The organism is Paraburkholderia sp. J69-1 (genome assembly GCF_905220255.1).
GTDB lineage: Bacteria > Pseudomonadota > Gammaproteobacteria > Burkholderiales > Burkholderiaceae > Paraburkholderia.
The window spans coordinates 21956-46328 of record NZ_CAJMZG010000034.1 but is presented as its reverse complement, the minus strand read 5'-3'; the positions used below and the strand labels follow the sequence as shown (position 1 = coordinate 46328).

The window sequence follows — 24373 nt, the reverse complement described above, 5'->3', positions numbered from 1 at the left end:
CCGATAGACCATGGCCCGCACCCGAGCGCCCGACCACGAAACCCAGCGCGACCAGATCCTCGAACTCGCCGCTGCCAAGTTCGCCCAGACGAGCTATCCGAGCACATCGATGTCCGATCTCGCGGCCGCGAGCGGCACCTCGAAGGCGCGCCTCTATCACTACTACGAGAGCAAGGAAGCGATCCTGTTCGATCTGCTCGACCGCTACACCAAGCGCCTGATGTTGATCATCGCCGAGGTGGAAGGCGCGAGCCAGCGACGCGGCCTCGACGAACGCGAATGTTTCGCCGAGCTGATCCGCGCGTTTCTCGCCGAATACGAGACCTCGCACAGCCGCCATGTGGCCCTGCTCAACGACGTGAAATACCTTGTCGACGCCCAGCGCGAAATCATCCTGAACCGCCAGCGCGATGTGGTCGCCGCGTTCACGCGCCAGCTCGCGCGCGCCTACCCGGGCCAGGTGACGGCGGACAACCAGACTTCGCTGACCATGATGCTGTTTGGCATGATCAACTGGACCTTCACCTGGCTCAAGCCGGGCGGCCGCATGGGCTACCGCGACTTCGCCCAGCAGGTGATCGACGTCATGGATCACGGTCTGCAAAGCCCCTGAGCACGCCTCGCCGAATTTTGCGAACGCTCGATCAATTCGGGCCAGATTGATGCAGCGCAACATGATGTGCAGTCACAACAGTTGACGCGTCAAGCTATTCAGCACACATACCCATTAAAAATCAACGAATTACGTGCTGAAATTTATTAATTAGGCGCAACACTCAAATCCGTAATCCGGGTTTTCCCTAGATCGACCCCGGGGTTTCCGCTAGAATTCGTTTTGCGGCGCATCATCCATGCGCCGCGTTTCGTATTCAGGGAGGACCCCACATGACCACGATTTCGACCCAAGCCAAGGAGCCGATCCTCGCATCCGGCCGCCCGCTCGCGTCCGGACATTCGCCGGCCATGGTGCGCGTCCTCACCTCGGCAGACCGCGAACGCCTGCTCACGCACTTTCTCGCGCTCGATAGCGACGACCGCCTGCTGCGTTTCGGCCAGGCCGCGCCCGACCACGTGCTCGAAAACTACGTGCGCTCGATGGACTTCACGCGCGACACCGTGTTCGGCGTGTTCGACCATCAGCTGCAACTCGTGGGCGTCGGCCATCTGGCCTATCTGCCGGCGGACGGCAACGGCCGCACGGCTGAGTTCGGCGTGTCGGTACTCGAAAGCGCGCGCGGCCAGGGCATCGGCTCGAAGCTGTTCGAGCGCGCCGCCATCCGCAGCCGCAACACGCACGTCACCACGCTGTACATGCACTGCCTGTCGCGCAACTCGACGATGATGCACATCGCCAAGAAGTCGGGCATGAAGATCGAGTACGCCTATGGCGAAGCCGACGCGTATCTCTCGCTGGAACCGGCCGACCAGAGCAGCATCATCGCGGAAATGCTCCAGGAGCAGGCTGCGGTGTTCGACTACGCGCTCAAGCGTCAGGCGCGCCAGGCATCGAAGCTGATCGAAACGATCCTGCCGCAGGCTATCGCGGCTTGACTTCTGCCCGGCCTGGGTTGAACGAGCAAGAATGAAAAAAGCGGCTTCGGCCGCTTTTTTTACGTCTGCGGCTTTCAAAACCGCTTTACGTTTGCGAGATCGGCAGCGCCGTCGTCTCCTTGAACGTCTGCAGCGAAAAGCTCGACTTCACGTCGATTACGGAGGGATGGTGCAGCAACTGGTCCTGCACGAAGCGCGAAAAGTGCGCCATATCCTCCACCTGCACGCGCAGCAGGAAATCCATATCGCCGGTCATGGCGTGACACGCCACGACTTCGGGCCAGGTCTGCACCGCCGCGCGAAACAGCTCCGCGTGCGTCACGCCCTCGCGCCCCGAAGCGGTCGGCCCGCGCTTCTCCAGCCGCACGTTCACATAGGCCAGCAGATCCAGGCCGAGCTTTTGCGCGTCGAGCAACGCCACATACGTGCGGATCACCCCGCTCTCCTCCAGCCGGCGGATGCGCCGCAGACACGGACTGGGCGAAAGATTCACCCGATCGGCGATCTCCTGATTCGAGAGCCGGCCATTTTCCTGAAGAATCGCCAGAATTCGCCGGTCGATCGCGTCCAGTTCGATGCTCGCCATTTTCTGCCTTCGATGTATCCAATGAAGGCAGTTTATAGCTCAAATCAACGCGCACGCGATTAAGTTCGCAAGTTTTCGCCCAGACCGCACGGCTACACTTTGTCGCACGAAATCACTCATTGAAGCGCGAATCAGGAGACAAGCATGCAGGTTCCCACCTGGGAGAACCCCGTCGGCACCGACGGCTTCGAATTCATCGAATACACCGCGCCGGACCCCAAGGCGCTCGGCAAGCTGTTCGAGCGCATGGGCTTCACGGCTGTCGCGCGCCATCGCCATAAGGATGTGACGCTCTACCGCCAGGGCGACATCAACTTCATCGTCAACGGCGAGCCGGATTCATTCGCCCAGCGCTTCGCGCGCCTGCACGGCCCGTCGATCTGCGCGATCGCCTTCCGCGTCGACGACGCCGCCAAGGCCTACAAGCACGCGCTCGATCTGGGCGCCTGGGGCTTCGACAACAAGACCGGCCCGATGGAGCTGAACATCCCGGCGATCAAGGGTATCGGCGATTCGCTGATCTATTTCGTCGACCGCTGGCGCGGCAAGAACGGCGCGCAGCCGGGCAGCATCGGCGACATCAGCATTTATGACGTCGATTTCGTGCCGATCGAGGGTGCGGACCAGAGCCCGGCCGGCCACGGCCTGACCTACATCGACCACCTGACGCACAACGTCCACCGCGGCCGCATGAACGAATGGGCGGAGTTCTACGAGCGCCTTTTCAATTTCCGCGAAATCCGCTACTTCGATATCGAAGGCAAGGTGACGGGCGTGAAGTCGAAGGCGATGACTTCGCCGTGCGGCAAGATCCGCATTCCGATCAACGAGGAAGGCGGCGAGACGGCCGGCCAGATCCAGGAATATCTGGACGCGTATCACGGCGAAGGCATCCAGCACATCGCGCTCGGCACCAACGACATCTATGGCACGGTCGATGGCCTGCGCGCTTCGCAGATCGCGCTGCTCGACACCATCGACACGTACTACGAGCTGGTGAACCGCCGCATTCCGGGCCACACCGAACCGCTGGACGAGTTGAAGAAGCGCAAGATCCTGATCGACGGGCTGCCCGAAGACCTGCTGCTGCAGATCTTCACGGAAAACCAGATCGGCCCGATCTTCTTCGAGATCATCCAGCGCAAGGGCAATCAGGGCTTTGGCGAGGGCAACTTCAAGGCGCTGTTCGAATCGATCGAACTCGATCAGATTCGCCGCGGCGTGGTGCAGGACAAGGCTTGAACCTCGGGCAAGCCAAGCGGCGATAAATGCAAAAAGGGCGAAGATCACGCGATCTTCGCCCTTTTTAGTTTTTGAACCGCCGCCGCACACCTACGGCCGCGAATTCAGGTGAATGGGATGCGGCGCGGATCAGCGCAACATCGTCGAAATCCTGGTTTGAACGGCTTAACGCCCGACCTTGGGGGCCGGCAGCGGGTTCGAGTCAGCCTTCGCGCACAGCGTAATCTGCGCGCACGACGTTGCTGCGTTCGCGCCCTGGGTACGGGCATTCGAATGCAGGGGCGCGCTCATGGCGAAGAACGCTGCCGATACCGTCAAGAAGGTCTGGATATGTCGATTGTTCATCTTGTGTACTCCTTTTTTCAGACTTGCCTCTCACTGAGCAATCAGCGCTTGCGCCCCAATATCTGGATGGCGCTACGCAGTTCGCTCAAGTGAGGGAGTTAGACAGGATATTCAAGAGCGGTTCCTGGTAAGTGCAACATTTACACGTTGTTACGTGGCACTCAATCTCGACACATCCTTTGTTACAAGGGATTTGCGGGCTTCAGAAGCGCCGTCGCGTCGCGAGCGCAAAAAATCGGGAAAGATCGGAAAAATGCTGCAAAGCGGCAAATTTCGCCGTGTTTATGATGCAAAGCGGCGGGTTTGTCCGAGTGCTACTATCGAAAAAAAGACGCCAATATGGCGAGCCCGGCCAAAGCATTCACAAGATGCCGCGGCCACCGAAAGTTCTGGCGATCCCAAAACGGATTGGTTGGATGGAGGAAGACAAATAATGAATGCCCCGCTCGACGCAGGTCAGCGCGCTTCGCTTGAAGCCGCACTCGCTTCCGTCACGCTCGACGATAAATACACCCTCGAACGCGGCCGCGCGTACATGAGTGGCATCCAGGCGCTGGTTCGTCTGCCGATGCTGCAGCAGGAACGCGACAAGGCCGCCGGTCTCAATACCGCGGGGTTCATCTCAGGCTATCGCGGCTCGCCTCTGGGCGGTCTCGATCAGTCGCTCTGGAAAGCGAAGCAGCACCTCGCCGCCCATCAAATCGTTTTTCAGCCCGGCGTCAATGAAGACCTGGCCGCGACCGCCGTGTGGGGTTCGCAGCAGGTGAACCTGTATCCGTCGGCGAAACACGATGGCGTGTTTTCGATGTGGTACGGCAAAGGGCCGGGCGTCGACCGTTGCGGCGACGTCTTCAAGCACGGCAATTCCGCCGGTTCGTCGCGTCACGGCGGCGTGCTGGTGCTGGCCGGCGACGATCACGCGGCCAAGTCCTCCACACTCGCGCACCAGTCCGAACATATCTTCAAGGCCTGCGGCCTGCCGGTGCTGTTCCCCTCGAACGTGCAGGAATATCTCGATTTCGGCCTGCACGGCTGGGCGATGAGCCGCTATTCCGGCCTCTGGGTGGCGATGAAGTGCGTGACCGACGTGGTGGAATCGTCGGCATCGGTCGAAATCGATCCGTATCGCACGCGCATCGTGCTGCCGGAAGATTTCCTCGTGCCCGAAGGCGGGCTGAATATCCGCTGGCCCGATCCGCCGCTCGTGCAGGAAGCGCGTCTGCTCGACTACAAGTGGTATGCGGGCCTCGCCTACGTGCGCGCCAACAAGCTCGACCGCATCGAGATCGATTCGCCGCATGCGCGCTTCGGCATCATGACCGCCGGCAAGGCGTATCTGGACGTGCGCCAGGCGCTCACCGACCTGGGTCTCGACGACGAAACCTGCTCGCGCATCGGCATTCGTCTCTATAAGGTGGGCTGCGTGTGGCCGCTCGAAGCGCAAGGCGCTCAGGCCTTCGCGCGCGGGCTGGAAGAGATTCTCGTGGTCGAGGAAAAGCGCCAGATCCTCGAATACGCGATCAAGGAAGAGCTGTACAACTGGCCGGATGCGCAGCGTCCGCGCGTGTACGGCAAATTCGACGAAAAAGACGGCGCAGGCGGCGAATGGTCGGTGCCGATGGGCAACTGGCTGCTGCCCGCGCACTACGAACTCTCGCCCGCGATCATCGCCAAGGCGATCGCCACGCGTCTGGACAAGCTCGATCTGCCTTCCGACGTGCGCGCGCGCATTGCGGCGCGCATCGCCGTGATCGAGGCGAAGGAAAAGGCGCTGGCGAAGCCGCGCGTGCAGGTCGAACGCAAGCCGTGGTTCTGCTCGGGCTGCCCGCACAACACGTCGACCAACGTGCCGGAAGGCTCGCGCGCGATGGCCGGCATCGGCTGCCACTACATGACCGTGTGGATGGACCGCAGCACCAGCACCTTCAGCCAGATGGGCGGCGAAGGCGTGGCGTGGGTCGGCCAGGCGCCGTTCACCAACGACACGCACATCTTCGCGAATCTCGGCGACGGCACCTACTTCCACTCGGGCCTGTTGGCGATTCGCGCGGCCATCGCCTCGAAGGCGAACATCACCTACAAGATCCTCTACAACGACGCGGTCGCGATGACGGGCGGCCAGCCCGTCGACGGCGTGCTGACCGTGCCGCAGATCACGCATCAGCTCGCGGCGGAAGGCGCGAAGAAGATCGTGATCGTCACCGACGATCCTGAAAAATACGACGGCGAAGCCGCCGCAAAGCTCGCACCGGGCGTGACGATTCATCATCGCGACCAGCTCGACGCCATGCAGCGCGAACTGCGCGAGATCGCCGGCACGACGATCCTGATCTACGACCAGACCTGCGCCACGGAAAAGCGCCGCCGCCGCAAACGCGGCACCTATCCCGATCCGGCAAAGCGCGTGGTCATCAACGAGGCCGTCTGCGAAGGTTGCGGCGATTGCTCGGTGCAGTCGAATTGCCTCTCGGTCGAACCGCTCGACACCGAATACGGCACGAAGCGCCAGATCAACCAGTCGACCTGCAACAAGGATTACTCGTGCGTGAAGGGTTTCTGCCCGAGCTTCGTGACCGTCGAAGGCGGCCAGCTACGCAAGCCGAAGACCGACCGCGTCGCCAATGAAGCGATGCCGCCGGTGCCGACGCCCGACGTGCCCGCAATCGGCCGCCCCTACGGCGTGCTGGTGACGGGCGTGGGCGGCACGGGCGTGGTGACGATCGGCGCGCTGCTCGGCATGGCCGCGCACCTGGAAGCCAAGGGCGTCACCGTGCTCGACGTGACCGGCCTCGCGCAGAAAGGCGGCGCGGTGATGAGCCACGTGCAGATCGCCAACCGTCCCGACGATATCCACGCCACGCGCATCGCCATGGGCGAAGCGAGTCTCGTGATCGGCTGCGATGCGATCGTGACCGCCGGCGACGACTGCGTTTCGCGCATGCAGGCCGGGCAAACGCATGTGGTGCTCAACAGCGCCGCCACGCCGACCGCCGAGTTCATCAAGAACCCGCAGTGGCAGTTCCCGGGCTCGAATACCGAAGCCGATGTGCGTGCGGCAGCGGGCGTCGACAACGTCGCGACCGTCGATGCCAACCGTTACGCGCTCGCGCTGCTGGGCGACGCGATCTACACGAACCCGTTCGTGCTCGGTTATGCGTGGCAAAAGGGCTGGCTGCCGCTCACGCACGAATCGCTCACGCGCGCGATCGAGTTGAACGCCGTGCAGGTGGAGAAGAATCTCGCGGCGTTCGAATGGGGCCGCCGCGTCGCGCACGATCGCGCGGCCGTCGATGCCCTCGCGAAGAAACCGGCGGGCGAGCAGAACGCCGCGGGCGCCAGGATCGTCTCGCTGCATTCGCCCAAGGCGCTCGACGCGCTGATCGACAAGCGCGCGCAATACCTCGCCGATTACCAGAACGATGCCTATGCGCAGCGCTATCGCGCCTTCGTCGACGAGGTGCGCCGCGCGGAAGCGAAGCTCGATCACGTCGATGGCCAGCAAGCGCTCACCGAAGCCGTCGCGAAGAACCTGCACAAGCTGATGGCCTACAAGGACGAGTACGAAGTCGCGCGCCTTTACGCCGATCCGGCTTTCGTCGAGAAGATCAAGGCGAGTTTCGAAGGCGACTGGAAGATCCACTTCCATCTCGCGCCGCCTTCGTTCGCGAAGCACGACGACAAGGGCCATCTGCAGAAGAAGCAATACGGCCCGCGCATGCTCACCGCGATGCGCGTGCTCGCGAAGCTCAAGTTCCTGCGCGGCACGGCGCTCGATCCGTTCGGCCGCACCGAGGAACGCCGCCACGAACGCGCGCTGATCGGCGAATATGAAACGCTGATGCGCGAAGTGATCGGCGGGCTGAGCGAGGCGAACCTGCCGCTCGCGCTGGAACTGGCGATGCTGCCCGACGCGATTCGCGGCTACGGCCACGTGAAGGAAAACAACCTCAAGGCCACGCGCGCGAAGTGGACGACGCTGCTCGCGAAGTGGCGCGCGCCGGAGAATGGCGCGGCGCGCCACGCGGCTTGATGGCGTGTTGAAGCCAGCGTTTTGAGGCGGTAAAAAAACAAAGGGCGCTCCGTGTTGAACGGAGCGCCCTTTTTCACATCAAGCCTTTAAGCCTGGCGCGATTTACTTCTCTGCAGCCTTGTTCACAGCCGCGTTAGCCGAAGCCACCGCCGTCATGTTGATGATGCGTCGCACCGTCGCCGCCGGCGTGAGGATGTGCACCGGCTTCGATGCGCCCAGCAGGAACGGACCGACCGTCACGCCTTCGCCGCCGATCATCTTCAGCAGGTTGTACGTGATGTTCGCCGCTTCCACGTTCGGCATGATCAGCAGGTTCGCTTCGCCCGCGAGCGTGGTGCCCGGGAACGACTGCTTGCGGATCATTTCCGAGAGCGCCGCGTCACCGTGCATTTCGCCATCGACTTCCAGTTGCGGCGCGCGTTCTGCGAGCAGCTGGCGCGCAGCCTGCATGCGCTGCGAGGTCGACGAACGCACGCTGCCGAAATTCGACGACGACAGCAGCGCGACCTTCGGCGTAATGCCGAATTTCTCGATTTCGCGCGCGGCGAGAATCGTCATGTCGGCGAGCTGTTCGGCGCTCGGCACTTCGTTCACGTAGGTGTCGCTGATGAACAGGTTGCGGCCCGGCAGCATCAGCAGGTTCATCGCCGCGTAGTTCTCGGCTTCCTTCGCCTTGCCGAACACCTGCTCGACAAACTTCAGGTGATAGTCGTAGCTGTTGAGCAGACCGCAGATCATGCCGTCGGCGTCGCCCAGATGGACGAGAATCGCGCCGATCAGCGTGTTGAACTTGCGCATCGAGGCCTTCGCCACTTCCGGCGTGATGCCCTGGCGCGCGCCCAGTTCGTGGTACGCCTGCCAGCTCTTCTGGAAGCGCGGATCGTCTTCCGGATCGACGATTTCGAAGTCGGTGCCCGCACGCAGCTTCGAGCCCATCTTCTTCAGACGCATTTCCACGACCGACGGACGGCCAACGATGATCGGCTTGGCGATCTTCTCGGTCAGCACGAATTGCGCCGCGCGCAGCACGCGCTCGTCTTCGCCTTCCGCGAACACGATGCGCGCCTGGCTCGCCTTCGCCGCCGCGAACACCGGACGCATCACCATGCCCGTGCGGTAGACGGTTGCGCCCAGCTCTTCGCGGTACGCATCCATGTCGGCGATCGGACGCGTGGCCACGCCCGAATCCATCGCGGCTTGCGCCACGGCCGGCGCGATCTTGATGATCAGGCGCGGATCGAAAGGCTTCGGAATCAGGTATTCCGGGCCGAATTCGAGCGTATGGCCTTCATAGGCCTTCGCGACTTCGTCGCCCTGATCGGTTTCTTCGGCGAGTTCCGCAATCGCCCGCACGCACGCGAGCTTCATCTCTTCCGTGATGGTGGTCGCGCCCACATCCAGCGCGCCGCGGAAGATGAACGGGAAGCACAGCACGTTGTTGACCTGGTTCGGATAGTCCGAACGGCCGGTGGCGATGATCGCGTCCGGGCGCACGCGCCTGGCTTCTTCCGGGCGGATTTCCGGCTCCGGGTTGGCCAGCGCGAGGATCAGCGGCGTGGTGCCCATTTCGACGACCATTTCGGCCTTCAGGACGCCTGCGCTCGAGCAGCCGAGGAACACGTCCGCGCCCTTGATGGCGTCGGCCAGCGTGCGCGCTTCGGTGTGCGCCGCGTAGCGCTGCTTCGACGGATCGAGGTTGCCGCGACCTTCATAGATCACGCCCTTCGAGTCGGTAACGAGGATGTTTTCCTTCTTCGCGCCGAGCTTGACCAGCAGATCCAGACAGGCGATCGCTGCCGCGCCCGCACCCGAGCACACCAGCTTGATGCTGCCCAGATCCTTGCCCACGACCTTCAGGCCGTTGAGGATGGCGGCCGAAGCGATGATCGCCGTGCCGTGCTGGTCGTCGTGGAAGACGGGAATCTTCATGCGCTCGCGCAGCTTCTGCTCGATGTAGAAGCACTCCGGCGCCTTGATGTCTTCGAGGTTGATGCCGCCGAGCGTCGGCTCGAGCATGGCGATCGCTTCGACGAGCTTGTCCGGGTCGCTTTCCGCGAGTTCGATGTCGAACACGTCGATACCGGCGAACTTCTTGAACAGGCAACCCTTGCCTTCCATCACCGGCTTGGCCGCGAGCGGGCCGATATTGCCGAGACCGAGCACAGCCGTGCCGTTGGTCACGACGCCGACGAGGTTGCCGCGCGAGGTGTACTTCTGCGCATCGAGCGGATCGGCGTGGATCGCTTCGCACGCATACGCCACGCCCGGCGAATACGCGAGCGAGAGGTCGAGCTGGTTCGAGAGCGGTTTGGTCGGCGTGACCGAGATCTTGCCGGGCTTCGGATTCTGGTGATAAGCGAGCGCGCTTTGCTTCAGTTGTTCATCCATTTTCGGGCCTGCCAGACGTGAGAGACGAGAGAGGAATGTTTATGTTCGCGTTGTGACCGCGTTGTGTTCACAGTCCCGCCGATTTGCTCGACTCGCGCTCAACGTGTACGGCAGCGGCGACGGACCGGTTCATGGACGAAACGGCACCGGCAAAAAAGCGGGGCAATTAGTGTACACCTGGCGATGTTCGAGACTACTTGGGTCAAAGACTGATACCGGAGATTTGTGCTGGATGGCATTGCGCCGGGATGAAGGTCGCCGCGGCGCGCGGCTTGGCGCGCGCAGACGCCCTGCGGGCGGGGCGTAGGGGACATTTCGGCGCCGTACGACGCTTTTATCGGATCGCCAGATCAGGATGCATGCGGTTCGCGACACGGGCGGCGCGCCGCAGTGCGCGATGCGCCGGACACTTTTCGCAGGATTGTTGCGCCGTCGTGGCAGCCTTGTTGCGCGTTTGCGGCACACCATGCGGATTGACTTGCCATGCAGTGCGGCGTTGCGCCGCACCTTTGCGCGTGGAACACACCGCGTTCCGTACGCCGCGTGATGCCGATTAACACCGATATGCGCTTATTCGAGCGCGGCGCCGCGCCGTTCGGGGATCAGAAACAGCGTGGCGAGGATGTCGAGCACGTAGATCGCGGCCAGCATGCCGAGCGCTGCGGTGAAGGAATACCGCGCGGCCAGCGCACCCACGGCAAGCGGCCCGAAACCGCCCACCGCCCGGCCGATGTTGAACAGCACGTTCTGCGCGGTCGCGCGCGCGGCGGTCGGATAAAGCTCGGAAATCAGCGCGCCATAACCGCCGATCATGCCGTTGACGAACACGCCCATCGCCGCGCCGCCGATGAGCAGCGCGAACGGCGTGCTCAGATGCGCGTAGACGAACACCATCACCACGGCGCCCACCTGATACACCAGAAACGCGGGGCGGCGGCCGAAGCGGTCCGCAGCCACGCCGAACAGCCAGATGCCGCACGCCATGCCCGCCACGGTCGCCGCCGTCCAGAGGCCGGATTTCGTCAGCGAATAGCCGAAGGACTTCGACAGATACGCGGGCAGCCAGATCATCAGCCCGTAATAGCCGAAGTTCTGCACCGAACACAGCACCGCCACGCCCAGACTCGCACGCGCGGTGCGGCCATCGGCGACCAGCAGGCGCAGTGCGCGCGGCTTGTCCTGCGGCGCGGCCTGCGCGGCGCGCTCGCGATGCGCGACGAACAGTTCCGGCTCCTCCACTTGCCGCCGCACGAAAAACGACGCCACGGCCGGCAGCAGACCCACCGCAAACATGCCGCGCCAGCCGATCAAGGGCAGCAGCATCGGCGTGAGCAGGGCCGCCGCGAGCACGCCCGCCTGCCAGCCCAGCCCGACATAGGACGAGGCCCGCGCGCGCAGCCGCGCCGGCCAGGCTTCGGCCACCAGCGCCATGCCGATGCCGAACTCGCCGCCCAGACCAATCCCGGCGATCGTGCGGTAGACGAGCAGATCGGTGTATCCGCGCGACAAGGCGCACAGCCCCGTGAACACGGCGAACAGCAGGATCGTCCAGGTCAGCACGCGCACGCGCCCGAAACGGTCGGACAGCAGGCCGAACACGATGCCGCCCACCACCGCGCCCACCAGCGTCCAGGTGACGAGCGAACCGGCCTGCGCGCCGCTCAGATGCAGATCCGCGCCGATGGCGGGCAGCATGAAGCCGAGCATCAGCAGATCGAAGCCGTCCATCGCGTAGCCGAGCACGGAGGCGACGAGCGCGCGCACGGCATGAGCGCGCGGGGACGTGGCGCTGCCCGGATGCGCGATCGCGGCGGGCGCGAAGGCGGTATCGGCAGGCGCGTCATCGGGCGGCGGAGCGGAGTGGGAACCTGGAGACATGGCGAAAATCCTGTGCTGGGGCGCGAGCCCGACGAAAACCGGCGAGAGTTTACTGGCGCGATAAATCGCCCACAACCGGATCGCCGCAGCATGACCGCCGGATTGACGCCGGATCGCCGTCGATTCACCCGCTCCGATCGCGCCCTACAAAGCGCTAACCCGTTTCAGGCGCGGCGCTGTCAGCGCGACTCGTCGGCAACCGTCAAGTCGGGTAAAATACCGGCCTACGCGCGCAAGAGAAGCCGTCCGGACCGAGCGGGTCGTTTGAAGCCAGGCCAAAGCCAAACCTCAGACAATCGACGCCATCCAGACCGCGCACCGTGGGTTCCGATGCACCACATCCGGACTCGCCGTGCCAGCGCCACCGGGCCCAGCGCCCACCCTCCTCCGCACTCATATCCAAGGATTCGCCCATGACAGGCTACGATCGCCAGACGATCTCGGACGCAACCGCGAAAATGCTGCTCGAAGTGAAGGCCGTGCACTTCAATGCCGAAAAGCCCTTCATCTTCACTTCCGGCTGGGCGAGCCCGGTCTATATCGACTGCCGCAAGCTGATCTCGTACCCGCGCGTGCGCCGCGGCCTGATGGAAATGGCCGAAGCGACGATCCTGCGCGACGTCGGCTACGAACAGATCGACGCCGTCGCCGGCGGCGAAACCGCGGGCATCCCGTTCGCGGCATGGCTCTCGGACCGCCTGATGGTGCCGATGCAGTACGTGCGCAAGAAGCCGAAGGGTTTCGGCCGCAATGCGCAGATCGAAGGTCTGCTCACCGAAGGCCAGCGCGTCCTGCTCGTCGAAGACCTGACCACGGACAGCCGCAGCAAGATCAACTTCATCAACGCGCTGCGTACCGCAGGCGCTGAAGTGAACCATTGCTTCGTGCTGTTCCACTACAACATCTTCAAGGAAAGCGTTTCGGTCCTGAAGGACATCGACGTCGACCTGCACGCACTGGCTACGTGGTGGGACGTGCTGCGCGTCGCCAAGCAGTCGGGCTACTTCGAAACGAAGACGCTCGACGAAGTCGAGAAGTTCCTGCACGCACCGGCCGAATGGTCCGCGGCGCACGGCGGCGCGACCTCCGCACCGCAGTAAGTATGCGAACGGCGGGCGACGCATCGCGTGGCTCGCCGATACAGCAAAAAGGCCATCTGCCGCACAGGCAGATGGCCTTTTTCTTTATGCGCCGATGTCCCGGCGCCTGAGCGCCGAGACCCTGGCCTTAGACCCTGGCGTTAAAACTCATGGCGTCACTTCGCTGCCCAGCCCTTCGTCGGGCGCATGCGAGGAGAGATTGAGCAGACCGTTGCTCTGCGCATACTGGAACAGTTCCGAATCGCGATCGAGACCGAGCTTGCGCATCGCCGTGTTCTTCTGCGTGCTGATCGTCTTGATGCTGCGGTTGAGCTTCTCGGAAATTTCCTTGATCGTCATACCCGACACGAACAGCCGCACGACTTCGAGTTCGCGCTTCGAGAGAATCACTTCGTCGTTCTTGCCGCCGCTATTGATCCGCAGCGATTCGAGCGCGAGCTTCACCTGCGGACTCATGTATTCGAGATTGCGGCTCACGTGCTGCACCGCCAGGCCGATATGACTGAGATCGTCGGATTTGTGGACGACGGCAATCACGCCCAGTTCGCCGAGACGCTTCAGTAGCGCGGCGTTCTCGAGCATCGTCAGGACTACGATGGGAACGTCCGGAAAATTGCGGCGCAGATAACCGATTAGCGGCAAGCCATCGCCGTATTGTCCGCCTGGCATCGCGAGATCCGTCACGAGCACATCGCAGGGCGTCGACTGCAGCGCCTTGATCAGTTCGGTGGACTGACGAGCGCGAGCGACCACCTGAATGCCCGGAAACTTCAGAAGCGCATGCTCCGCGCCGAACAAGATCACCGGATGATCGTCCGCGACTACGACCCTGATTGGCTGCTGCTGCATCACCCCTCCGTGGAGACAGTCCTGCTCGTCGTTGATTTTTGATCGCCCCGTGCATCCCCGGAACCCCGCATTTCCACGTACTGAGGAAAGCTCGCGACTATAGCCGATTTCCTCGTCCGCACCGCCGCTATATGCCCAGAACTTATCCTTTTATTACCGATATATTGAACGATATCCGATCTGGCGCACAAATCGGCGCTCGCCGTCAGAAGTATGTTAGACATCTTTAACAAACACTCAGGAGAACGGCGCAATGCGAGCTGCCAACATGATGCTCTATTGTACAGCGCAAGCACACAACGGTTCTACTGCCAGGACACGAACGCGCAGCATCGTGGCCGCTACCCTGCTGATCTTCGCATCGATGCCGCTGGCCGCCCATGCGCAGGATGCCTTTGCGATCGGCAGCGCGAACTTTCACGACGGCGGCAAGGTCGCTGTCGCGCAGGTGTTTAATCAGGATAGCTGCAAAGGCGGCAATCGATCGCCGCAATTGACCTGGCGCAATGCGCCGGCCGGCACGCGCAGTTACGCCGTGACAATCTTCGATCCCGATGCGTCGAGCCGCGGCTGGTGGCATTGGGCCGTCGCGGATATTCCGGCACACGTGAAGACGCTGCCCGAGAACGCGAGCGCGTCGGGCGCGATCGGCAAGATGGGCGCGATCGAGGCGCGCAACGACTTCGCCGGTGACGGCTATGGCGGCCCGTGTCCACCGGCTGGCAAACCGCATCGCTATATCGTGACCGTCTACGCGCTCAAGGTGGACAAACTCGCGCTCGCACCGGGCCGCCCAGCGACGATGTTCGACCACGAAATCGAAGACGCCACGCTCGGCAGTGCGAAACTCACGGTGACTTACGGCCGCTGAGGCGCGTCTCACGCAACACGTTCAGGCAACACGTTCAGGCGACACGTTTGCAATCGACATAGACACCGGTCGCATTACATCGGCGAACGAAATACTGTCATCTCGACACACCTGCGCATCTGTCAGGAAAAGTGCGCACGACAGCGGCTACCATGTCAGGCGCAGCCAGCCTGCCGCTGCGTCCTTTCATCCGACCTGCAACTGGAGTGCCTCATGTCCCGAATCGTCGTTGCGTATCACAGTGGCTACGGCCACACGAAGAAGCTCGCCGAAGCCGTGTTCACCGGTCTGCAGGATGCGGGCGCGCAGGCGACCCTGCTCGCCGTCGCCGACATCGACGATGCCGGCTGGGCCGCGCTCGACGCCGCCGACGCCATCGTGTTCGGCGCGCCGACCTACATGGGCGGCCCGTCCGCCGACTTCAAGAAGTTCGCCGATGCCAGCTCGAAAGCCTGGTTCACGCAGAAGTGGAAAGACAAGATCGCCGCGGGCTTCACCAACTCGGCGACCATGAACGGCGACAAGTTCTCGACGATCCAGTACTTCGTCACGCTGGCGATGCAGCACAGCATGATCTGGACGGGCACCGGCATGATGCCGTCGAACACCAAGGCAGCGACGCGCAACGACCTGAACTTCGTGGGCGGCTTCACCGGCCTGCTCGCCCAGTCGCCCGCCGATGCCACGCCCGAAGAAGCGCCGCCTCCCGGCGATCTCGCTACCGCGAAGGCCTTCGGCGCGCGCGTGGCGGCCGTCACGGCGCGCTGGCTGGCCGGGCGCGCAGCCGAGGCCTGATGGGTCTTGAGTCGCGGGCGCGAACGCCTCTCGCGCGTTTGCGCCCCGAACCGCACGCGGCGCGCCGGGTCTTATCCGAACGGCCAGCGGTAGCGGCCGCCACCAGGGTAAGCCCGATTTTTTTCCCGCACGCGTCACACGTGTGGCGGCATACGGTCTTAAAATACCGTTCCCGCGCCGTATCGGTGATCGCCGCACATTTTCCCTGTGCGGCGGGCGGCGCCCGCAATCCCCGCGTTTCAGAGGAAGCGAGATGAGCACGAAAGTTTTTGTCGACGGACAGGAAGGCACGACCGGCCTGAAGATTTTCGAATACCTGTCGCAGCGCGCCGACGTCGAGATCCTGCGGATCGACGAGGCGAAGCGCAAGGACGTCGAGGAACGCCGTCGTCTCATCAACGCGTCGGACGTCACGTTCCTGTGCCTGCCGGACGTCGCTTCGCGCGAATCGGCATCGCTCGTCGAGAACGACCGCACGGTCCTGATCGACGCCAGCACGGCGTTCCGCACCCACGCAGACTGGGCCTACGGCCTGCCCGAACTCACCAAGGCGCAGCGCGAGAAGGTTCGTAACGCGAAGCGCATCGCGGTGCCGGGCTGCCACGCCTCGGCGTTCGTGCTGGCAATGCGCCCGCTCGTCGAAGCCGGCCTTGTCGCGCCCGAATTCGCCGCACACAGCTACTCGCTGACCGGCTATAGCGGCGGCGGCAAGTCGATGATCGCCGAGTACGAAGCCGGCGGTAACCCGAAGCTGATGAGCCCGCGCCCCTACGCGCTCGGCCTCAAGCACAAGCATCTGCCGGAAATGGCCTTCCACGGCGGCCTCAAGAGCCCGCCCGTGTTCACGCCGATCGTCGGCCCGTTCTACAAGGGCCTCGCGGTCACGACCTATTTCACGCCGTCGCAGCTCACGCGCGCGACGAAGCCTGAAGACGTGGTGGCGCTGTTCGCCGAGTACTACGCGGGCGAGCAGTTCGTGCGCGTGATGCCGTTCAACGCCGAGGCCAACCTCGACAACAACGCGTTCGACGTGCAGGCCAACAACGACACGAACCGCGTCGACCTGTTCGTGTTCGGCAACGAAGAGCAGTTCGTGACGGTTGCGCGCCTGGACAACCTGGGCAAGGGCGCATCGGGCGCCGCGGTCCAGTGTATGAATCTGGCGATTGGCGCGGCGGAAGACACGGGTCTGAAGGCCTGACGCCGCCAGAAGCGTCGCGAATATCAAAAAGCCCGGCACTGCAAAGTGTCGGGCTTTTTCTTTGTGCGCCGCGCCGGTGTGGCGCCGCGAGCAGGCATGCGGATCGTACAGACGAAAAAAAGCCCGCCAATGGTAGGCGGGCTGAATCCATATCAGAGGAGACATGGAGGAGACAAGAACCATTGTATCGGACTACTTGGTGCGTCGCAACATGTAAAGTAGTACGCACCCTTGTTGTCTCGTAAAAACAACGAAATGGCGATCAGGATTACCCCGATGGATGTCGGACTGAATGAGCGCCACGACCGGATGGAGCGTCAGGCCACCATCGAAAGAATGAAGGTCAGTTGATCGAGCCCCACTGGGCGCACCAGATGAACGTCGAAGCCTGCGGCCAGCGCTTCGTCGCGGTGCTGCGATTCGCCCCATCCGCTCAAAGCGATCAGCATCGGGCTGCGCGCGCCGCAGGCTGCGCGCAGATCGCGCGCGAGCGCGGCGAAATCGTCGTTCGGCGCGAGGGACAGCGCGACCAGCAGCACGTCCGGCACGAAGCGCGTGGCGGCTTCGGTGGCATCGGCGAACGTGGTGGCGATGGCCGTCGCGTATTGCAGATCGGCCAGCAAGTTGCTGAGACCTGCCAGCGATTTTTCGTCATCGTCGGCGATCAGGATGCGCGTGTCCATCGCCGTCTCCCTTCCTGCTGTAGCCGCGCACGCATTGCGCGGCAAGGTGTTCAGATTGTCGACGACCGCCCGGCTGGACAGCGTACGTCAGCACGCGGTCGTCTGAAGAATTTGACCAGAACGCGCGCGCAGAAGTCCCGCGCTTGCGCCCTGATTCGCTCAAATTCACCAGGAGCCGCTTAACCGCGGCCCGCGCGGCGTGCGGCGACCTTGCCGAGCACGGCAAAATCGCGTTCGCCGTCGCCGTGGGCGATGGCTTCGATCAGGCTGTCGCGCACCACGCTGGCGACGGGCAACGGCGTCGATACCGCCTCGGCGGCGGCCAGTGCGAGCCGGACATCCTTCAGGCCCAGACGCGCCTTAAAAAGCGCCGGTTCGTAGCGATCCTCGGCGATCATGCCGCCATAACCCGCATAAACCGGACCCGGAAAGATGCCGCCGGTAATCACGTCGAGGAAGTCGCGCATCGCTACGCCGTGGCCGCCGAGCAGCGCCGACGCCTCGCCCAGCGTCTCCACCGCCGAAGCCAGCATGAAATTCGCCGCGAGCTTCATCACGTTGGCCTGCTGCGCCAGCGCGCCGATCCGCCAGGTTTTCTGGCCGATGGCGTCGAGGAGCGGCTGCACGCGATCGATCGCTTCGGCAGCGCCCGCCGCGACTATCGTGAGCTTGCCCGCCGCCGCCACGTCGGGGCGTCCGAGCACCGGCGCGGCCACGTAATGCAGACCGCGTTCGGCGTGCTCGCGCGCGAGCGTTTCGGCCAGCGCCACTGAAATCGTCGCCATGTTCACGTGCACGAGGCCGCGCGGCGCGTGTTCGAGCAGCGTGGCGTCGATCACGACGCGCAGCGCCGTATCGTCGGCGAGCATGGACAGCACGGCATCGCCCGCAAAAGCTTCGGCGGGCGTCGCAACGACGCGCGCACCGGCCGCGGCCAGTGCCTGCGCCTTCTCGGGCGAGCGGTTCCACACGCGCACCGTATGGCCCGCCTTCAGCAGATTGGCGACCATCGCGCCGCCCATTTCGCCCAGGCCGATAAAACCGATATCCATCACATGCTCCAGAAAGTGAGACCTCGAAGTAAAGCATAGTGCGGCGACCTCTGCAGTCGAGCCGGAGCTGCCGCAGCCGTGGCGTGTCACGGGCCGTCGCGCAGTGCCATACTGCTTTGCATGGTCACCGCCACTTTTCGCTTCTACGAGGAGCTGAACGACTTTCTCGCGCGGGCGCAGCGTCGCCGCGCGTTCAGCTGCGCGTGCGCGGCGAACGCCACGACCAAGCACATGATCGAGTCGCTGGGCGTGCCGCACACCGAGGTCGAGCTGATCCTCGTGAACGACGAATCGGTGGGTTTCGAGCATCCGCTCGCGGATGGCGACCGCGTCGCCGTGTATCCGAAGTTCGAGGCGCTCGATATCCGGCCGCTGCTGCGCGTGCGCACGAATCCGCTGCGCGAACTGCGCTTTATCGCCGATGCGCACTTAGGCGGCGTCGCGCAACTGCTGCGGCTTGCCGGTTTCGACACGCTCTACGACAACCATTTCGCCGACGAAGCCATCGAGTCGATCGCCGCGGCCGAACATCGCATCGTGCTCACGCGCGACCGCGAACTGCTCAAGCGGCGCACCATCACGCACGGCTGCTACGTGCGCGCGATCAAGCCGCGCGCGCAACTCGACGAACTGTTCGAGCGGCTCGATCTGGCGGCCAGCGTGCGCCCCTTCCGGCTATGCCTGACCTGCAACGCGCCGCTGCGCCGCATCGCGCGCGAAGACGTGCAAACGCGCGTGCCGGCAGGCGTGTTCGAACGGCATACGCGCTTCGTGACTTGCGATGTCTGCGCACGCGTGTTCTGGGAAGGCACGCACTGGCGCCGCATGCGCGCGCTGATCGACGATGTATCGGGCGCCGGCACCACGCAAGCACCTGAAGACGGCAACGCTTCACCCTGACCCCAATCACTTCGATGGACGCGGGCGGGCGTTTGCGTACAATGCGCGCCACTGCCCAAATACCGGAGCCGAATCCATGGCCATGAAGAAGTTCGACCTTGAGAAAAACAAGGCGCTGAAGCTGATGCAAGCAACCCACAAAGCCGGCCCCGACCGCTTCGGCAAAAGCTCGACGCCCGCTGAACTCGATCGTCGCGAACAGCGCAAGCTCGACCAGGCTGCGGGCCTCGTGCCGTTCGCCTGCAAGCTGAACGCCGATCTGGTCGCGCAGCTCAAGACGCGCGCGGAAAGCCACCCGGAAGGCCTGACCGGCCTGCTGACCGAGTTGCTGAAAGCGGGCCTCGCGAAAGACGCCTGATCGGCGCCCTCGATAAGGGATAAAAAAAGCCAGAGCGAATTGCTTCGCTCTGGCTTTTTCCTTTGCGCCTCGCGGAACGAGGCGCAGGCGCGCTTTAGTTCTGCATGCCCTTGTCGTTCGTGCCGGCGGCCGAAGCTGCATCCGAAACCGGAGCGCGCTTGCCGTGGTGCTTGAGCTTCTTGTGCTGCTTCTTGGCCTTGGCCGGTGCGCTGGCTGCCGGAGCGGTCGCGGCTGCGCCCGATGCGTCCTGAGCCATGGCCTGAACCGAAATCAGTGCGACGGATGCTGCGATAAGCGAGGCGAGAATCTTGTTCATCTGTTGTTCCCCAAACCTGACAAATATGACCGGCACGTTGTGAATTGAATAAGCGAGAAGTCGCGAAAAGGTCCGCTGGCCGATCTGGGCAGCCGTTTCGCGCGAAGCAGTATCACGCAGCGTAGGCGCTTTGTCATCCGCAATCGGACTGGTGTATTTTCCGGGAGACAACCGGCTTTCAATTCGGATACGATCGGGAATCCGCACGGTTGTTCGCCCCGCAGATCCCGCATTTTTGCCCCGGATTCGCTCGATTTCACCCGATTTCGCGCGAATCGCACGACGATCACGCAAACCTGCCGCGCAATCCTGCATTACCCCGATTTTTGCCGTTGCCGTTTCTATCCGGTCTGACTTCCTTGAAATCGTCTTCCCGCCAACACCTGCGCGCCAATCTGCTGATGCTGCTGGCCGCCATCATCTGGGGCTCGGCTTTCGTTGCCCAGCGGCTGAGCCTCGACGCCATCGGCCCGTTCCTTTTCACCGGCCTGCGCTTTTTGCTGGGCGCGGGCATCGTGTCGGCGTTCGTATTCGCCACGCGGCGCGGCGCGCGAAACACAGCGAACGCTGCGGCTGGGCACGGCTTCGACGCCGCGCTGATTCGCGACGGCGTGGTGCTCGGCCTCGTGCTTTCAGTGGCGATTTCGCTGCAGCAAGTCGGCCTGCGCTACACGAAAATCGCCAATGCGGGCTTCATCAGCTCGCTTTATGTCGTTATCGTGCCGATGCTCGGCGTGCTGCTGCGCCATCGCACCGGTCCCGGCACGTGGATCGGCGCCGCGCTGGCTGCCGCCGGTCTCTATCTCCTGAGCATCAACGAGCACTTTTCGATCATGTACGGCGACTGGTATCAGCTCGGCTGCGCGATCGTGATTTCGATCCAGGTGATGCTTGTGGGTCACTACGCGCCGCGCCACGATCCGCTCGCGCTGTCGATTGTGCAGTTTGTTGCCTGCGGCGTGGCGTGCCTCGCGATCGCGATTGGCTTCGAACCGCTGCGGCTGGCCGATATCCAACGCGCCGCGCCCGCGATTCTTTACGGCGGCGCGCTTTCCGTGGGCGTCGGCTACACGATTCAGGTGGTCGCGCAGCGCGATGCGGCGCCTGCGCACGCCGCGGTGATCTTCAGCATGGAAGGCGTGTTCGCGGCCATCGCAGGCTGGGCCGCGCTGGGCGAAACGCTATCGACACGCGCGCTCGTGGGCCGCGCGCTGATGCTCGCGGGGCTACTGGCTTGTCAGTTGCTGCCGGCTTCGTTCGGCCGTAACGAAGACCGCACGGTGGATGCGAAACAACCGGTTGAATCGGCGTGAGACCAGCAAAACGCAGTGGGGCGATTTTCCGCCGCTGATCGCACACACACGAAATGAAATGGCGTCGCCTGCGGGCGACGCCATTTTTTTTGCCCGGCGTTTGAGCACCGTGGATACGTGCAGCGTAGTGAGGGACTTATCCACGCCAACCTCTGAATAAGCTGGGGAATACCGCACGGACGAACTGTGGATCAGTTCTTGATAACTCCTGCCCTGCGACGGCCGAGGCAAAAGTTATCCTCGAAGCCCAATCTGGATACAGCAATTGTCCGCATGGCTGTCCGGCGCGCAGTGGATTGATGTCATTGAGAAATACCCTGTTATCCACAGATTGCCCCAGGGCTTGTTAACTACTATTACGTTTACATATAAATACTTGTAAACCCAAATGGATAACTCACGCGCCGTGCTGCTTCGCGCAGATCCAGCGCGCTAACGCGCGAGAACAGAATCGACGAAACGTGGCAGGCCAAGCAACGCGCGTCGTGCGATCGAACGCCTGACCTCCCCGCGCCTTCCCGAAAAAAGCACGGTCTCGCTCGCACTCACCACGGCATCGCGATTCCGGCACGCCCATGCGAACACGTGCGCGATGGGTTCGCAACTCCCCTCTTCCGCCGTGAACCACCCGAGACTGACCAGCGCCACATTCGCGCGCGCTTCGCGCTGCGCAAGCAAAGCCTCGGCCAGCTTCCTGCCGCACGCCTCATCGGCTGTATCGAACTCCGTCGAGAAGCCCGGCCACTGTGCCAGTGCGCGCTCCGTATGCGCGACGATGCCGATATCGAGACACGCGGACGCGCCCGGCAAATCCGCGAGCGCCGCGCCCAGCGTCCCGGCGGTACAGGTTTCGATGCTCGCAAGCACAAGCTCGCGCGACTTCAGATAACCGACGATCTGTCTGGAAATATTCATCTGCTCAAGACGTAAGACGTAAAAAAGGCGTGCGGCTAGTGCGCCAGCACGCCTGCAAGGCTAGTTCAGCGGTTCCGGCGCGGCTTGCTCAGCCGCCTGCCATCATCCGCTCGATCTCGGGCTCGAGCTTGCGCAGGCCGACCGTCGCCGGTTCCGGCTCGATGACGCCGAAGCATTCCGTGCGGCTCGGCGCCGGGTCCACAAGCACGTTGCGCGCGTGGCGGCCATAACGCGACGGCGGCAGCAGACGCTCGGGCGGAATCACCTCGAACGACGTGCCGATGGCGATGAAAATGTCGTCGTCGCTCATGGCCTGCTGGATACGCCAGAGCGTTTCGTATTCGGGCGCGGCTTCGTTGAAGAACACCACGCCAGGCTTGACGCTTTCCACCACGCCGCACGACGGGCATGCGGCGTTGGCGTCCATGCCGGCGTTGCTGGTCGGAAAGCGGTAGTCGCAATCGGTGCAGAGCAACGAAATCATGTCGCCGTGCAGATGCGTGACCTGGCGCGCGCCCGCTTCTTCCAGCAGACCGTCGATGTTTTGCGTGATCAGGTGCACACGTTCCGTGCCCCAGGTGTCCTGCCACCGGGCCAGCAGGCGGTGCGCGTCGTTCGGCGTTGCGCCCGCGCATTCGGCGATGCGCTGGTTATAGAAGCGGAACACCGCAGGCCGGTTACGACGCCACGTGTGGTAGTTGCAGACTTCGTCGATGCTCGTGTGCGTCCAGATGCCGTCGCCGGTCCGAAACGTCGAAATGCCGCTTTCTGCAGACAATCCGGCGCCGGAAAACACGTAAAGGCGTGGCAGCTTCGCGGAGACGGTTCGCTGTTGTTCGGTTAGTTGCATAATGTGCGCCTGAATAGCGGTGGGATGCTGTCATGAGTCGATTCGACCGACGCCATTATGACGCTGCGCTTCGGCGTGCGGCAGGGGCGCGAGGCACGCTGGGCGGCTTACACCCGGTTACAGCCGTATGCAGACCGTATCACCCTTGAACGATTCCATTGCCTACGATGCCGGCCATCAAAGCAATCAGAGGGGATCATCATGGGAATCACGGAAATCACATTCAAGCGCGCCCTGCGGGTGTCGGCGCTGTCGATGGCGGCGCTTGCCTGTGCGCTCGCGGCCGGCGAAGCGTCGGCGCATACCGACGTCAGCGTCATGCTGGGCGTGCCCGCACCTGTCTACGCCGCGCCGCCGCCGGTGGTCTATCAGGAAGCGCCGGTGACCTACGTGGCGCCCGCCTACGGTTATGCCTACGGCTACCGCGACGAAGGCGATGACGACCGTCGCTGGCACGATCACGGCCATCATCGCGGCTGGTACAAGCATCATCACGACGACGATGACGAGCAATAAGCGCTCGCCGCTTCTGCCTACTGCGCAGCCGTGCCCGCTTTCTGCGGCGTGAAGTCCAGCGTCGGCGCCTTCGAGATCGCCGCTTCGTCCGTCACGCTGAAATTCGGCCGCGGCTGATAGCCGAACGCCTTCGCCACCAGCACGCCGGGAAACTGCCGGATCTGCACGTTGTACTGCTGCACCGTGCGGATATAGCGGCCCCGCGCGACCGCGATACGGTTCTCGGTGCCCTCCAGCTGCACCTGGAGGTCCCTGAAGACGCCGTCGGCCTTCAGTTGCGGATAGCTCTCGGATACCACCATCAAACGGCTCAGCGCGCTCGTGAGCTCGCCTTGACGCGCATCGAATGCCGCCAGCGCGTTCGGGTCCTTCGCCATCTCCGGCGTCATCTGCACGCTGCCGACGCGTGCGCGCGCCTCGGTCACCTGCGTGAGCACACTCGCTTCATGCGCGGCGTAGCCCTTCACGGCCGCCGCGAGATTCGGCACGAGATCGGCGCGGCGCTGATACTGGTTCAGCACCTCGGACCAGGCGGCGTTCACGTCCTCGTCGGATGACTGGATCGCGTTGTAGCCGCAGCCCGTCAGCGGCGCAAAAATCAGACAAGCCAGCACGATGCGAAGCCACTTCATGG

General features: G+C 63.4%; 23 protein-coding genes. 12 read left to right on the top strand and 11 right to left on the bottom strand.

The genetic code is table 11. The features are described from left to right. Window positions 1–10: 10 nt before the first annotated feature. Both U5A67_RS38065 and U5A67_RS38060 read left to right on the top strand, forming a co-directional pair. A complete protein-coding gene (locus U5A67_RS38065; RefSeq protein WP_205987216.1) occupies window positions 11–613 on the top strand; it encodes a TetR/AcrR family transcriptional regulator in 603 nt (200 codons plus the stop codon). A gap of 272 nt (window positions 614–885) precedes the next feature. Continuing rightward, entirely contained in the window at window positions 886–1551 is a 666-nt protein-coding gene (locus U5A67_RS38060; protein WP_321818459.1) for a GNAT family N-acetyltransferase, read from the top strand. Window positions 1552–1636: 85 nt separating this feature from the next. Here the strand turns inward: U5A67_RS38060 and U5A67_RS38055 are convergent, their stop codons facing one another. Next, entirely contained in the window at window positions 1637–2137 is a 501-nt protein-coding gene (locus U5A67_RS38055) for an Lrp/AsnC family transcriptional regulator (RefSeq protein ID WP_205987214.1), read from the bottom strand. A 144-nt stretch (window positions 2138–2281) separates the two neighbouring features. Between U5A67_RS38055 and hppD the strand changes: the two genes are divergently transcribed. Further along, a complete protein-coding gene (gene hppD / locus U5A67_RS38050) occupies window positions 2282–3379 on the top strand; it encodes a 4-hydroxyphenylpyruvate dioxygenase (protein ID WP_321818458.1) in 1098 nt (365 codons plus the stop codon). Window positions 3380–3544: 165 nt separating this feature from the next. Here hppD and U5A67_RS38045 read toward each other — a convergent pair whose 3' ends face one another. Beyond that, on the bottom strand, window positions 3545–3724 hold the full coding sequence (locus U5A67_RS38045; RefSeq protein WP_205987227.1) for a hypothetical protein: 180 nt from the start codon (window positions 3722–3724) through the stop codon (window positions 3545–3547). A gap of 433 nt (window positions 3725–4157) precedes the next feature. Between U5A67_RS38045 and U5A67_RS38040 the strand changes: the two genes are divergently transcribed. Next, window positions 4158–7754, top strand: coding sequence for an indolepyruvate ferredoxin oxidoreductase family protein (locus tag U5A67_RS38040; RefSeq protein WP_321818457.1), 3597 nt, complete (start codon window positions 4158–4160; stop codon window positions 7752–7754). Between the two features lie 102 nt (window positions 7755–7856). Here U5A67_RS38040 and U5A67_RS38035 read toward each other — a convergent pair whose 3' ends face one another. After that, a complete protein-coding gene (locus U5A67_RS38035) occupies window positions 7857–10142 on the bottom strand; it encodes an NADP-dependent malic enzyme (RefSeq protein ID WP_321818456.1) in 2286 nt (761 codons plus the stop codon). Between the two features lie 570 nt (window positions 10143–10712). Continuing rightward, window positions 10713–12020, bottom strand: a complete 1308-nt coding sequence (locus U5A67_RS38030; RefSeq protein ID WP_321818455.1) for an MFS transporter — start codon at window positions 12018–12020, stop codon at window positions 10713–10715. Window positions 12021–12433: 413 nt separating this feature from the next. On the opposite strand from U5A67_RS38030, the gene U5A67_RS38025 reads away from it, so the two are divergent. Beyond that, window positions 12434–13120 carry an orotate phosphoribosyltransferase gene (locus U5A67_RS38025; protein ID WP_205987209.1) on the top strand — a complete coding sequence of 229 codons (687 nt, stop codon included), beginning with the start codon at window positions 12434–12436 and terminating at the stop codon, window positions 13118–13120. Window positions 13121–13267: 147 nt separating this feature from the next. Here the strand turns inward: U5A67_RS38025 and U5A67_RS38020 are convergent, their stop codons facing one another. Next, on the bottom strand, window positions 13268–13969 hold the full coding sequence (locus U5A67_RS38020) for a response regulator transcription factor (RefSeq protein ID WP_205987208.1): 702 nt from the start codon (window positions 13967–13969) through the stop codon (window positions 13268–13270). 271 nt (window positions 13970–14240) lie between these two features. Between U5A67_RS38020 and U5A67_RS38015 the strand changes: the two genes are divergently transcribed. The 3 genes from U5A67_RS38015 (at window position 14241) to argC (ending at window position 16836) form a co-directional block, all read left to right on the top strand. Continuing rightward, window positions 14241–14840, top strand: coding sequence for a YbhB/YbcL family Raf kinase inhibitor-like protein (locus tag U5A67_RS38015; protein WP_415768253.1), 600 nt, complete (start codon window positions 14241–14243; stop codon window positions 14838–14840). Window positions 14841–15053: 213 nt separating this feature from the next. Beyond that, a complete protein-coding gene (locus U5A67_RS38010) occupies window positions 15054–15635 on the top strand; it encodes a flavodoxin family protein (protein WP_321818453.1) in 582 nt (193 codons plus the stop codon). Window positions 15636–15888: 253 nt separating this feature from the next. Then, a complete protein-coding gene (gene argC, locus U5A67_RS38005; protein ID WP_205987206.1) occupies window positions 15889–16836 on the top strand; it encodes an N-acetyl-gamma-glutamyl-phosphate reductase in 948 nt (315 codons plus the stop codon). A gap of 317 nt (window positions 16837–17153) precedes the next feature. Here the strand turns inward: argC and U5A67_RS38000 are convergent, their stop codons facing one another. Together U5A67_RS38000 and U5A67_RS37995 are read right to left on the bottom strand one after the other, a co-directional pair. Next, window positions 17154–17519: a response regulator gene (locus U5A67_RS38000; RefSeq protein ID WP_321818452.1), complete on the bottom strand. Its 366-nt coding sequence runs from the start codon at window positions 17517–17519 to the stop codon at window positions 17154–17156. A gap of 179 nt (window positions 17520–17698) precedes the next feature. Next, entirely contained in the window at window positions 17699–18571 is an 873-nt protein-coding gene (locus U5A67_RS37995; RefSeq protein WP_321818451.1) for an NAD(P)-dependent oxidoreductase, read from the bottom strand. A 120-nt stretch (window positions 18572–18691) separates the two neighbouring features. Between U5A67_RS37995 and U5A67_RS37990 the strand changes: the two genes are divergently transcribed. Beyond that, window positions 18692–19471, top strand: coding sequence for a Mut7-C RNAse domain-containing protein (locus U5A67_RS37990; RefSeq protein ID WP_321818450.1), 780 nt, complete (start codon window positions 18692–18694; stop codon window positions 19469–19471). Between the two features lie 76 nt (window positions 19472–19547). Beyond that, window positions 19548–19829 carry a hypothetical protein gene (locus tag U5A67_RS37985; RefSeq protein ID WP_205987202.1) on the top strand — a complete coding sequence of 94 codons (282 nt, stop codon included), beginning with the start codon at window positions 19548–19550 and terminating at the stop codon, window positions 19827–19829. A gap of 94 nt (window positions 19830–19923) precedes the next feature. Here U5A67_RS37985 and U5A67_RS37980 read toward each other — a convergent pair whose 3' ends face one another. Then, window positions 19924–20145, bottom strand: a complete 222-nt coding sequence (locus tag U5A67_RS37980; RefSeq protein WP_205987201.1) for a hypothetical protein — start codon at window positions 20143–20145, stop codon at window positions 19924–19926. A gap of 359 nt (window positions 20146–20504) precedes the next feature. Here U5A67_RS37980 and U5A67_RS37975 point away from each other — a divergent pair, with 359 nt between their 5' ends. Beyond that, window positions 20505–21458, top strand: a complete 954-nt coding sequence (locus tag U5A67_RS37975) for a DMT family transporter (RefSeq protein WP_321818449.1) — start codon at window positions 20505–20507, stop codon at window positions 21456–21458. A 432-nt stretch (window positions 21459–21890) separates the two neighbouring features. On the opposite strand, the gene U5A67_RS37970 is transcribed toward U5A67_RS37975, so the two are convergent. Both U5A67_RS37970 and U5A67_RS37965 read right to left on the bottom strand, forming a co-directional pair. Then, complete coding sequence (locus U5A67_RS37970) at window positions 21891–22373, bottom strand: CinA family protein (RefSeq protein WP_321818448.1); 483 nt, start codon at window positions 22371–22373, stop codon at window positions 21891–21893. Between the two features lie 88 nt (window positions 22374–22461). Next, entirely contained in the window at window positions 22462–23223 is a 762-nt protein-coding gene (locus tag U5A67_RS37965; protein WP_321818447.1) for an SIR2 family NAD-dependent protein deacylase, read from the bottom strand. Window positions 23224–23424: 201 nt separating this feature from the next. Here U5A67_RS37965 and U5A67_RS37960 point away from each other — a divergent pair, with 201 nt between their 5' ends. Beyond that, window positions 23425–23739, top strand: a complete 315-nt coding sequence (locus U5A67_RS37960; RefSeq protein ID WP_321818446.1) for a hypothetical protein — start codon at window positions 23425–23427, stop codon at window positions 23737–23739. Window positions 23740–23756: 17 nt separating this feature from the next. Here the strand turns inward: U5A67_RS37960 and U5A67_RS37955 are convergent, their stop codons facing one another. Then, window positions 23757–24371 carry a LemA family protein gene (locus tag U5A67_RS37955; RefSeq protein WP_205987197.1) on the bottom strand — a complete coding sequence of 205 codons (615 nt, stop codon included), beginning with the start codon at window positions 24369–24371 and terminating at the stop codon, window positions 23757–23759. Window positions 24372–24373: the final 2 nt, after the last annotated feature.

Bases quoted from the DNA above. Each gene is read 5' to 3' on its own strand.
- U5A67_RS38065 (WP_205987216.1), top strand. From the start codon at position 11: ATGGCCCGCACCCGAGCGCCCGACCACGAAACCCAGCGCGACCAGATC.
- U5A67_RS38060 (WP_321818459.1), top strand. From the start codon at position 886: ATGACCACGATTTCGACCCAAGCCAAGGAGCCGATCCTCGCATCCGGC.
- U5A67_RS38055 (WP_205987214.1), bottom strand. From the start codon at position 2,137: ATGGCGAGCATCGAACTGGACGCGATCGACCGGCGAATTCTGGCGATT.
- hppD (WP_321818458.1), top strand. From the start codon at position 2,282: ATGCAGGTTCCCACCTGGGAGAACCCCGTCGGCACCGACGGCTTCGAA.
- U5A67_RS38045 (WP_205987227.1), bottom strand. From the start codon at position 3,724: ATGAACAATCGACATATCCAGACCTTCTTGACGGTATCGGCAGCGTTC.
- U5A67_RS38040 (WP_321818457.1), top strand. From the start codon at position 4,158: ATGAATGCCCCGCTCGACGCAGGTCAGCGCGCTTCGCTTGAAGCCGCA.
- U5A67_RS38035 (WP_321818456.1), bottom strand. From the start codon at position 10,142: ATGGATGAACAACTGAAGCAAAGCGCGCTCGCTTATCACCAGAATCCG.
- U5A67_RS38030 (WP_321818455.1), bottom strand. From the start codon at position 12,020: ATGTCTCCAGGTTCCCACTCCGCTCCGCCGCCCGATGACGCGCCTGCC.
- U5A67_RS38025 (WP_205987209.1), top strand. From the start codon at position 12,434: ATGACAGGCTACGATCGCCAGACGATCTCGGACGCAACCGCGAAAATG.
- U5A67_RS38020 (WP_205987208.1), bottom strand. From the start codon at position 13,969: ATGCAGCAGCAGCCAATCAGGGTCGTAGTCGCGGACGATCATCCGGTG.
- U5A67_RS38015 (WP_415768253.1), top strand. From the start codon at position 14,241: ATGCTCTATTGTACAGCGCAAGCACACAACGGTTCTACTGCCAGGACA.
- U5A67_RS38010 (WP_321818453.1), top strand. From the start codon at position 15,054: ATGTCCCGAATCGTCGTTGCGTATCACAGTGGCTACGGCCACACGAAG.
- argC (WP_205987206.1), top strand. From the start codon at position 15,889: ATGAGCACGAAAGTTTTTGTCGACGGACAGGAAGGCACGACCGGCCTG.
- U5A67_RS38000 (WP_321818452.1), bottom strand. From the start codon at position 17,519: ATGGACACGCGCATCCTGATCGCCGACGATGACGAAAAATCGCTGGCA.
- U5A67_RS37995 (WP_321818451.1), bottom strand. From the start codon at position 18,571: ATGGATATCGGTTTTATCGGCCTGGGCGAAATGGGCGGCGCGATGGTC.
- U5A67_RS37990 (WP_321818450.1), top strand. From the start codon at position 18,692: ATGGTCACCGCCACTTTTCGCTTCTACGAGGAGCTGAACGACTTTCTC.
- U5A67_RS37985 (WP_205987202.1), top strand. From the start codon at position 19,548: ATGGCCATGAAGAAGTTCGACCTTGAGAAAAACAAGGCGCTGAAGCTG.
- U5A67_RS37980 (WP_205987201.1), bottom strand. From the start codon at position 20,145: ATGAACAAGATTCTCGCCTCGCTTATCGCAGCATCCGTCGCACTGATT.
- U5A67_RS37970 (WP_321818448.1), bottom strand. From the start codon at position 22,373: ATGAATATTTCCAGACAGATCGTCGGTTATCTGAAGTCGCGCGAGCTT.
- U5A67_RS37965 (WP_321818447.1), bottom strand. From the start codon at position 23,223: ATGCAACTAACCGAACAACAGCGAACCGTCTCCGCGAAGCTGCCACGC.
- U5A67_RS37960 (WP_321818446.1), top strand. From the start codon at position 23,425: ATGGGAATCACGGAAATCACATTCAAGCGCGCCCTGCGGGTGTCGGCG.
- U5A67_RS37955 (WP_205987197.1), bottom strand. From the start codon at position 24,371: ATGAAGTGGCTTCGCATCGTGCTGGCTTGTCTGATTTTTGCGCCGCTG.